This is a genomic window from Amycolatopsis benzoatilytica AK 16/65 (genome assembly GCF_000383915.1).
Classification (GTDB): domain Bacteria; phylum Actinomycetota; class Actinomycetes; order Mycobacteriales; family Pseudonocardiaceae; genus Amycolatopsis; species Amycolatopsis benzoatilytica.
On sequence record NZ_KB912942.1, the window covers coordinates 5629161 to 5638536 of the forward strand.

7 protein-coding genes and 2 rRNA genes (1 of these 9 running past the window's edge) are annotated in these 9376 nt (G+C 67.8%); 2 read left to right on the forward strand and 7 right to left on the reverse strand.

Features of this window, described 5'->3' with window-relative positions; genetic code table 11:
* The first annotated feature begins 172 nt into the window (after nt 1-172).
* On the forward strand, nt 173-730 hold the full coding sequence (locus tag AMYBE_RS0125945; protein WP_020662314.1) for a TetR/AcrR family transcriptional regulator: 558 nt from the start codon (nt 173-175) through the stop codon (nt 728-730).
* A gap of 48 nt (nt 731-778) precedes the next feature.
* Here the strand turns inward: AMYBE_RS0125945 and AMYBE_RS0125950 are convergent, their stop codons facing one another.
* The 5 genes from AMYBE_RS0125950 to AMYBE_RS0125970 form a co-directional block, all read right to left on the reverse strand.
* Nucleotides 779-1207, reverse strand: coding sequence for an acyl-CoA thioesterase (locus AMYBE_RS0125950; protein ID WP_020662315.1), 429 nt, complete (start codon nt 1205-1207; stop codon nt 779-781).
* Nucleotides 1208-1217: 10 nt separating this feature from the next.
* Nucleotides 1218-4193: a bifunctional [glutamine synthetase] adenylyltransferase/[glutamine synthetase]-adenylyl-L-tyrosine phosphorylase gene (locus tag AMYBE_RS0125955; protein WP_020662316.1), complete on the reverse strand. Its 2976-nt coding sequence runs from the start codon at nt 4191-4193 to the stop codon at nt 1218-1220.
* Nucleotides 4194-4223: 30 nt separating this feature from the next.
* Nucleotides 4224-5354: an inorganic phosphate transporter gene (locus AMYBE_RS0125960; protein ID WP_027928015.1), complete on the reverse strand. Its 1131-nt coding sequence runs from the start codon at nt 5352-5354 to the stop codon at nt 4224-4226.
* A gap of 94 nt (nt 5355-5448) precedes the next feature.
* Nucleotides 5449-6198, reverse strand: coding sequence for a type 1 glutamine amidotransferase (locus tag AMYBE_RS0125965; protein ID WP_020662318.1), 750 nt, complete (start codon nt 6196-6198; stop codon nt 5449-5451).
* Nucleotides 6195-6614, reverse strand: a complete 420-nt coding sequence (locus AMYBE_RS0125970; protein ID WP_020662319.1) for a rhodanese-like domain-containing protein — start codon at nt 6612-6614, stop codon at nt 6195-6197. The genes AMYBE_RS0125965 and AMYBE_RS0125970 overlap by 4 nt, the downstream gene beginning before the upstream one ends.
* Before the next feature lie 114 nt (nt 6615-6728).
* Here AMYBE_RS0125970 and AMYBE_RS0125975 point away from each other — a divergent pair, with 114 nt between their 5' ends.
* Nucleotides 6729-7169, forward strand: a complete 441-nt coding sequence (locus AMYBE_RS0125975; protein WP_020662320.1) for an Lrp/AsnC family transcriptional regulator — start codon at nt 6729-6731, stop codon at nt 7167-7169.
* A gap of 475 nt (nt 7170-7644) precedes the next feature.
* Here AMYBE_RS0125975 and rrf read toward each other — a convergent pair.
* Nucleotides 7645-7761: ribosomal RNA gene (gene rrf / locus AMYBE_RS0125980) — 5S ribosomal RNA — on the reverse strand.
* 90 nt (nt 7762-7851) lie between these two features.
* Nucleotides 7852-9376, reverse strand: a 23S ribosomal RNA gene (locus AMYBE_RS0125985); it runs 1598 nt beyond the window's last position.

Consider the following 9376-nt stretch of genomic DNA (forward strand, 5'->3'; position numbering starts at 1 on the left):
TGATGGTGGTGGTGACGGCCCTTCGGGAACACGGGCCGACGGTTACCGGATATTCATCCGCTTGGCTCGCTTGACCGAGGCTAGCGGATTAGAATCCGGTACGCAATGAAGCTGGAGCCGCTCCAGGAGCGTTCGGGCAGCCAGCACGGACGGTCGACCCCGAGGAGGAACGATGCCGGTAAGCCGGCGGCGGGCGGACACCCGGCGCAACCACGAACGCATCCTGGCCGTGGCGGCGGAAACCGTGAGCCGGTCGGGCGACGTGTCGTTCAACGCGGTAGCGAAGGAGGCCGGCGTCGGCGTCGGCACGGTCTACCGTCACTTCCCCACGCCGGAAGCGCTGGTGCTCGCGGTGTACGAGCGCGAAGTGAGCCAACTGGTCGAGATCGTGCCGGAGCTGCTCGCCCGATATTCACCCGAACAGGCGCTACGCACCTGGATCGTGGACCATCTGGCGCACTACATGATGACGAAGCGCGGGCTGGCCAACGCGCTGCGCGCCTCGCGCAGCGAACTGCCGACGCAGGCGTACGCGCGGATGGTCGAAGCGCTGGACACCCTGCGCAAGGCCAACGCCGAAGCGGGCACCATCCGGCCGAGCCTCACCACGGAAACGCTGATGCGCGGCCTGGGCGGGCTCTTCTTCCTCAGCCCGGACGGCGATTGGAAGCAGGAAACCGAAGGCGTCGTCGACCTGGTGTGGAACGGGATGCGCGTCGACCTCGAGTGACCCGGCCGGACAAGGCGGAACGGCCCGGGCCGGCAACGCCAGCGGGCCTCACTCGGCGGTGGAAAGCACCTTCAGGTCGATCCCCGCCCGCTCGAACTGCCCGCGCGGGTCCGGCACGAGCTTGCGCTTCTCCAGGTCCATCAGCCCCAGCGTGCACTTGATCTCGGCGGACAACGTGCCGTCCAGCTTGAGGATCTTCGAGGTCATCCAGAAGACCTTGCCCTCGCCGAACGCGGTGTCGCAGGTCACGTCCACGACGTCGCCGGCACGCAGTTCGCGGCGGTAGACGATGGTCGATTCGAGCAGCACCGGCGCGAGCCGGGCTTCGCGCAGCTGGGCATCGCCGGCGGCTTCGAACACTTCGAGCCGGGAGACCTCGCCGTAGGAGTGGTACACGGCGTGGTTCAGGTGCCCCAGCGTGTCGAGTTCATAGTGGCGCACCTTGATGCGGGTACGGAACGGTTCGCGGTCGGTCACGAAGCTCAGGCTAGTTGTCGTAGAAGAGTTCTTCGACCACCGCGTGCGCGCGACGCGTCACACGCCGGTAGAAGTCGAGGAACTCGCCTGGGTCGTCGTCCACGGAGTAGCCGAACACGCGCGCCACCGCGGCGAGGTCGCGGCCGGAGCCGGGCACCTCGTCGGCTGCCTTGCCGCGCACCAGCATCGTCGCGTTGCGCACTCGCGTGGCCAGCAACCAGGCTTCGCGCAGCGAGTCCACCGACTCGGCCGGGGCGAGACCCGACTCGGCAAGCGCGGTCAGCGCGTCGAGCGTCGACGTCGTGCGCAAGCCAGGCACCTCGTGCGCATGCTGCAGCTGCAGCAGCTGGACGGTCCATTCGACATCGGCGAGCCCGCCTCGGCCGAGCTTGGTGTGCCGGGTCGGGTCGGCCCCGCGCGGCAACCGTTCGGTCTCCACCCGCGCCTTGATCCGCCGGATCTCGCGGGCGTCGGTCGGGTCCAGGCCGCCGTCCGGGTAGCGCAGCGGGTTAATCAAGTCGACGAATCGCTGGCCGAGTTCCTCGTCGCCGGCGACGAACCGGGCCCGCAGGAGCGCCTGCGACTCCCAGACCTCGCCCCAGCGCTCGTAATACGCCCGGTACGACTCCAGGGTCCGGGCGAGCGGTCCGCTGCGCCCTTCCGGCCGCAGGTCTGCGTCGACCTCCAGGGCGGGGTCCGCGCTCGGCGCGCCCAGGATTTTCCGCACCGTCTCGGCGACCGACGAAGCGAACCGCAGCGCTTCGGCGTCCGGCGCTTCTCCGGCGGGTTCGCAGACGAAGAGAACGTCCGCGTCCGAGCCGTAGCCCAGCTCCGCGCCGCCGAGGCGGCCCATGCCGATGACCGCGATCGTCGCCGGTGTACGGCCGAGTTCGGCCTGCTTCTGCCGGGTCGCCGCGGACAACGCGCCCTGCAGCACCGCCACCCACACACTCGACAGCGCTTCGCACACAGAGGGAACGTCCAGCAGGCCCAGCAGATCCGCGCACGCGACGCGCAGCAGCTCGTGCCGGCGCAGCGAACGCGCAGCGGTGACGGCCGCGTTCAACCCCGGCTGCCGACGTACCGCGGCGCGCAGCGAGGTGGCCACTTCGGCTGGGGCTCGTCCGGTCAGCCGAGCCGGATCTCCCAGCAGCTGCAGGACTTCCGGAGCCCGGACGAGCAGGTCCGGGACCAGATTCGACGTGCCGAGCAGGAACGCGAGCCGCTCGACGACAGTGCCCTCGTCGCGCAGCACACGCAGGTACCACGGGGTGTCCTGGAGCGCCTCGGACACCTTGCGGTAGGAAAGCAGGCCGCCGTCCGGGTCCGGAGTGTCGGCGAGGAAGTCGAGCAGCACCGGAAGCAGCGCCTGCTGGATCGCCGCGCGCCGCGAGACCCCGGACGTGAGCGCCTTGATGTGCTGCAGCGCACCCTCCGGAGCGGCGTACCCGAGGGCGGCGAGCCGGCTTGCCGCCTGCTTCGTGGTGAGCCGCAAGGCTTCTGTCGGCACGTTGGCCACCGACTGCAGCAGCGGACGGTAGAAGACCTTTTCGTGCAGCCGCCGGATCCCCTGTGCGTGGCGCCGGAACTCGGCGAGCAGCATTTCCCCCTGGCTGCGGCCCCGGCCCTGCTTGATACCGCAGGCGCGCGCGAGGACCCGCAGCTCGTCGGTGTCCGTCGACGCGGGGAACAAGTGCGTCCGCCGGAGCCGGCGCAGCTGCAGCCGATGCTCGACAGTGCGCAGGAACTCATACGACGAGCTCATCTCCGCCGCGTCCGCCCGGCCGACGTATCCGCCGTCGCCGAGGGCGGCCAAGGCTTCCAAAGTGGACGCCGAGTGCAGCGCCGGGTCCACTCGGCCGTGTACCAGCTGCAGCAGCTGCACGGCGAACTCGACGTCCCGCAGTCCGCCGCGGCCGAGCTTCAGCTCGCGTTCCTGGTGCTCCGACGCGACGTGGTCCTCCACGCGCCGCCGCATCTGCTGGACCTCGGTCACGAAGTTCTCGCGGTCCGCCGCCGCCCACACCATCGGCGCGACCATCTCCGCGTACTGCCGGCCCAGCTCGGCGTCGCCGGCCACCGGACGCGCCTTGAGCAGCGCCTGGAATTCCCAGGTTTTCGCCCATTTCTTGTAGTACGCGGTGTGGCCTTCGAGGGTGCGCACCAGCGCACCGCTCTTGCCTTCCGGCCGCAACGCCGCGTCGACCTCGAAACAGGCGTTGCCGACCACTCGCATCATCGAGGCGGCCAGCCGGGTCGCGATCCCGAGGTCGCCGGCCCCGACGAAGATGACGTCGACGTCGCTCACGTAGTTCAGTTCGCGGCCGCCGGTCTTGCCCATCGCGATCACCGCGAGAGCGCCTTCCGCGGACGCCCCGACCTCTTGCCCGGCGACCAGCAGCCCGGCCTGCAACGACGCTTCGGCGAGCGTGGTCAGTTCGCTGGCGACGTCCCGGAACTGCGGGTGCTCCAGGCCCGGTTCGACCAGGTGGCCGAGGTCGGCGGCGGCGATGCCGAGCAGCAGCCCGCGGTATCCGGTGCGCAACGCCTGTTCGGCGGCGAACCCGGTCGCGTAGCTGCCGTCCTCCTGCAGGATCCGCTCGCGAAGCCGGTCGGCGAATCTCTCCGGCTCGGTGCAGCGGCTCTCGGCGAGGCAGCGCCACTCGCCGGGATGAGCGGCGAGGAAATCGGCCAGCGCGGTGGAGGTGCCGAGCACGCCGAGCAGGCGGCCGCGGAACGTGCGGTTCTGCCGCAATGTCCGGTCGAGTTCCGGCCAGCCCGATTCGTCGGCTTCGCGAATGCGGTCGAGCCCGGCGAGCGCGAGGTCGGGATCAGCGGCGCGGGACAGCGCGGCGAGCACATCGGCCGCGCCTTCGGCCGGTCCGCCTTCGGTCCACCAGCCCGCCGCGCGCAACTGACCGTCGGCCCGGGTGTCGGTGAAGCCGTACCTGGCCGCCGAAGGGGTGGTCCGCGCGCGTTCTGCCATCGCTCACACCGTAGCCGGGCGCGGGGCGGTTCAGGCAGCCAGGCGGTCCGGTTCGGTGTCCGCCGCGGACGGCTCGGGGACCTGGAAGCTGTGCGCGGTGACCGGCTTGCGGCGGGAAAGGACGTAAATACCGGCGGCGAAGAGGATTCCGGCGACGCCGACCGCGATCGTCCCGGCCTCGCCGAGCGAGGCGAGCTTCCCGGCGGCCGCGCCGACGATCGCCGCCGCCGGCAGGGTGAACAGCCAGGCCAGCACCATCCGGCCGGCCATCCGCCAGCGCACCGGCGCCTCGCGCCGTCCGATGCCGGAGCCGACGATGCCGCCGGAGCACACGTGCGTGGTGGACAGCGGGAAGCCGAGGTGCGAGGACAGCAGGATCACCGCCGCGCTGCTGGTCTGCGCGGAGAAGCCCTGCGGGCCTTCGATGTCGGTGAGCCCTTTGCCCAGGGTGTGCGTGATCCGCCAGCCGCCGAGGTAGGTGCCGAGCGCCAGCGCGGACGCGGCGCTGACGATCACCCACACCGGCGGGGCCGACCCGGCGGGCAGGTCGCCCGCCGCGACCAGGGTGAGCGTGATGACACCCATCGTCTTCTGCGCGTCGTTGGTGCCGTGCGCGAGCGAGACGAGCGACGCGGACACGATCTGCCCGACGCGGAATCCGTGTCCGCCGCGCTTGCGGACCAGGAACCGGTACACCAGCCAGGTGACCGCGGCCGCGACCGCACCGGCGATCACCGGCGACGCGGCGGCCGGAACCAGGACCTTGTCCACGATCTTGCCGAAGTGCACGGAATCCGCGCCCGCGGACACCCAGGTCGCCCCGATCAGGCCGCCGAACAGCGCGTGCGAGGAGCTCGAGGGCAGGCCGACGTACCAGGTGAACAGGTTCCAGGCGATCGCGCCGATGAGCCCGCCGAACACGATGGCCGGACCGATCTTCGTGTCGTCCACCAGGCCGCTGGAGATCGTCTTGGCGACCTCGACCGACAGGAACGCGCCGGCGAGGTTCAGTACCGCGGAAATCGCGACGGCGACGCGGGGCCGCAGGGCGCCCGTCGCGATCGACGTCGCCATCGCGTTCGCTGTGTCGTGGAAGCCGTTCGTGAAGTCGAAAACAAGCGCCGTGCAGATGACGACGACCACTAGCAGCGAGGGGTCCACCCCGACCTCCGAACCCTACGGAAACACCTCTCGCAAGGTACCTGACCGATTGAGTGAACCGTTAACGCGCCGTAAGTGATTCCGACATCATCCGTTAAGCCATCGGCAACTGCCGTTGACTCTCCGCCGCCGCCTCCAGCTCCCCAGCCGCCAACTGGACGAACCGCCGCGCGAAGGGACGCCAGGTCTCGGCGATTTCCGCGTGCGCAGCGATCAACGCCTCGGCCTCGAGCGCGCCCGGACGGGTGAGTTCGGCCATCTCCGGTTCCATTTCGGCCCACGCCCGGACCACGTCCGGAGTGGTCTCGACGTGGAACTGGACACCGTAGACACAACGGTTCATCCGGAACGCCTGGTACGGGTACTTGGGCGTGGACGCGAGCAGTTCCGCGCCGGGCGGCAGGACGGTGATCACATCCCGGTGGAACTGCAAGACGTCCGGCAGGAACGGCATGTCGGCGAAAAGCGGGTCGACCCACGCGGCGTCCTTCTTCGACACCAGCCCGGGCCCGACCTCCGGCCCGGCTTCGCCCTCGGCGATCTGCCCGCCAGTCGCCACCGCGAGCAGCTGCGCGCCGAGGCAGATCGTCAGCGTCGGAAGGGCGTGACCGGCCGCCGAGGCGAGCAGCTTCCGGACGTCGGCGAGCCACGGGTGGCCTGCGTCGTCGAGCGCGCCCATCCCGCCGCCGAGGCAGATCAGCCCGGCGTACCCGCCGAGACTCGCCGGCAGCTCCTGCTCCGGCGGAAGCCGAACGTCGAGCTCGGCGCCGGCTTCGGCGAGCCACTCCCCGAGCGGACCGATCGGGTCGCTGACATCGGGCTGGATGATGAGCAGGCGAGTCACGCCGTCCAGGGTACGGCCACACCGGTCTCGACCGGATAGCCGTGCGCGAGCCACGTCGTGATACCACCGGACAGCCGTTTGACGGTGAAGCCGAGCCGCGCCAGCCGGTACGCCCCCTGAGTGGCGGCGTTGCAGTAGATGCTTTCGCAGTAGCAGACGTAGACGAGGTTCCGGTCCAGGTCACGGGTGCTCTCGGCGGTGATTTCCCGGTACGGCAGGCAGATCGCGCCCGGCAGGTGTGCCTCGGCATACGCGCCCGCGCTGCGGGTCTCGACCAGGACGTAGCCGTCGGTGCGTGCTGCGGCGAGGTCTTGGGCCAGGTCGACCGGGTCGACTTCGAAGGCGAGCTCCCGGCCGAAGTAGTCCGCCGCGTCGTCCGAGGCCCCGATCGGGAGGGAAAGGAAGTTCGGTTTCACGTCCTTGATCCTCCCGTTCACCGGGCACTGCTGGACAGGGGAAGATGCAGGTGTTCGGCCGTCTTCGCCAGGGATTTCCCGGCGAGGACGGCAGTTCGCCTGGAAGGGGTGCGCGTGGAGCTGGACGAGGTCGATCGCCGTCTGCTGGAGCTGCTCCAAGCCGACGGCCGGCTGACGTTCTCGGAACTCGGCCGGCGCGTCTCTCTGTCCGCCCCCGCGGTGACCGAACGGGTGCGGCGGCTGGAACACCGCGGAGTGATCACCGGCTATGCGGCGCGGGTCGATCCGGAAAAGCTGGGCAGGCCGATCCAGGCGATCGTCCGGGTGCGGGTCCGAAGCCTGGACGGGCCACGGTTCCGCGAAACGATCCTGCCGCTGCCGGAGATCACCGACGCGGACCATGTGACCGGTGACGAGTGCTGGCTGCTGCGGGTGCACTGCCGGACGACGGCGGAGCTGGAAACGTTCGTGGAGCGGGCTCAGCGATACGGCGAGACAACGACCTCGCTGGTGTTCTCGTCACCGGTGCGCGGACGCGGTCTGCCCGGGAGGTGACGATCCGCCACCGGATCGGGGACACCGGCTGGGATGGTTGCTGCTGGTGATCCGCGTTTTCCGAGTTTCCGAGGCATGACGAAGGCCCGGTCCCCGTTGGGGGGGCCGGGCCCGGTTTTCTCGGCGGGTTAGAGGGGTCCGGCCGGACGATCCAGCTCGCGCGGCCGGACTTGCGTCGCCAGGCCGACTGGGCGTCGCCGGGCGGTGCCGGGCGTGTCCTGCCGGGCGGTGCCGGGACTGCTTCCCGCAGGCCGCGCGCTCGCGACAGGCGACAGGCGACAGGCGACAGGCGACAGGCGACAGGCGACAGGCGACAGGCGACAGGCGACGATACGGATGTCGTGCGTGGATGCGAGGCCGCGGGCCCGGGTGCCGGCGCGGGGCCGGGTGCGGGGCCGGCTGCGGGCATAAAAAAGGGCTGGGCCCCGGGAGAACCTGTTGGGGGTTCTCGACCGGGACCCAGCCTGTTGGTTGAGTTCGGCGGTGTCCTACTCTCCCACAACCCTTCGGTTGCAGTACCATCGGCGCAATCAGGCTTAGCTTCCGGGTTCGGAATGGGACCGGGCGTTTCCCTGACGCTAAAACCACCGAAACACTCCGAAACAACACACACCCGCCACCCGGTATCCGGTGACAGCCGGTGTGGTGTTTCAGAACCGTAGAGTGGATGCGCAACATCTTCGTAGGCAAGTCCTCGGCCTATTAGTACCAGTCGACTCGACAACACATTACTGTGCTTCCATCTCTGGCCTATCAACCCAATCGTCTCTTGGGGGCCTTAACCCACAAAGGGGTGGGATACCTCATCTTGGAACAGGCTTCCCGCTTAGATGCCTTCAGCGGTTATCCCTTCCGAACATAGCCAACCAGCCATGCCACTGGCGTGACAACTGGCACACCAGAGGTCCGTCCGTCCCGGTCCTCTCGTACTAGGGACAGCCTTCCTCAAGTATCCTGCGCGCGCGGCGGATAGGGACCGAACTGTCTCACGACGTTCTAAACCCAGCTCGCGTGCCGCTTTAATGGGCGAACAGCCCAACCCTTGGGACCTACTCCGGCCCCAGGATGCGACGAGCCGACATCGAGGTGCCAAACCATGCCGTCGATATGGACTCTTGGGCAAGATCAGCCTGTTATCCCCGGGGTACCTTTTATCCGTTGAGCGACACCCCTTCCACCAGGAGGTGCCGGATCACTAGTCCCGACTTTCGTCCCTGCTCGACATGTCTGTCTCACAGTCAAGCTCCCTTGTGCACTTGCACTCGACACCTGATTGCCAACCAGGCTGAGGGAACCTTTGGGCGCCTCCGTTACTCTTTAGGAGGCAACCGCCCCAGTTAAACTACCCATCAGGCACTGTCCCTGAACCGGATCACGGTCCGAGGTTCAGATTCCCAATCCGACCAGAGTGGTATTTCAACAACGACTCCACCCGAACTAGCGTCCGAGCTTCACAGTCTCCCACCTATCCTACACAAGCCGAACCGAAAACCAATACCAAACTATAGTAAAGGTCCCGGGGTCTTTCCGTCCTGCCGCGCGTAACGAGCATCTTTACTCGTAATGCAATTTCGCCGGGCCTGTGGTCGAGACAGCCGGAAAGTCGTTACGCCATTCGTGCAGGTCGGAACTTACCCGACAAGGAATTTCGCTACCTTAGGATGGTTATAGTTACCACCGCCGTTTACTGGCGCTTAAATTCTCAGCTTCACCCACCGAAATGAGTTAACCGGTCCTCTTAACGTTCCAGCACCGGGCAGGCGTCAGTCCATATACATCGTCTTGCGACTTCGCATGGACCTGTGTTTTTAGTAAACAGTCGCTTTCCGCTGGTCTCTGCGGCCAACCACAGCTCCACCCGCAAAGGGGTATCACCGCGCTTGGCCCCCCTTCTCCCGAAGTTACGGGGGCATTTTGCCGAGTTCCTTAACCACAGTTCACCCGATCGCCTTGGTATTCTCTACCTGACCACCTGTGTTGGTTTGGGGTACGGGCCGTGCATGCACTCACTAGAGGCTTTTCTCGGCAGCATAGGATCACTCGCTTCACCTCAAACGGCTACGCATCACGTCTCAGCCTAGTGCCAGGCGGATTTGCCTACCTGACGGCCTACACGCTTACACCAGGACAACCATCGCCTGGCAGAGCTGCCTTCCTGCGTCACCCCATCGCTTGACTACTACGGAATCAGGTCCCACGCTCCACAC

Excerpts from the sequence above, each read along its gene's own strand:
- AMYBE_RS0125945 (WP_020662314.1), top strand. The coding sequence starts at position 173 with ATGCCGGTAAGCCGGCGGCGGGCGGACACCCGGCGCAACCACGAACGC.
- AMYBE_RS0125955 (WP_020662316.1), bottom strand. The coding sequence starts at position 4,193 with ATGGCAGAACGCGCGCGGACCACCCCTTCGGCGGCCAGGTACGGCTTC.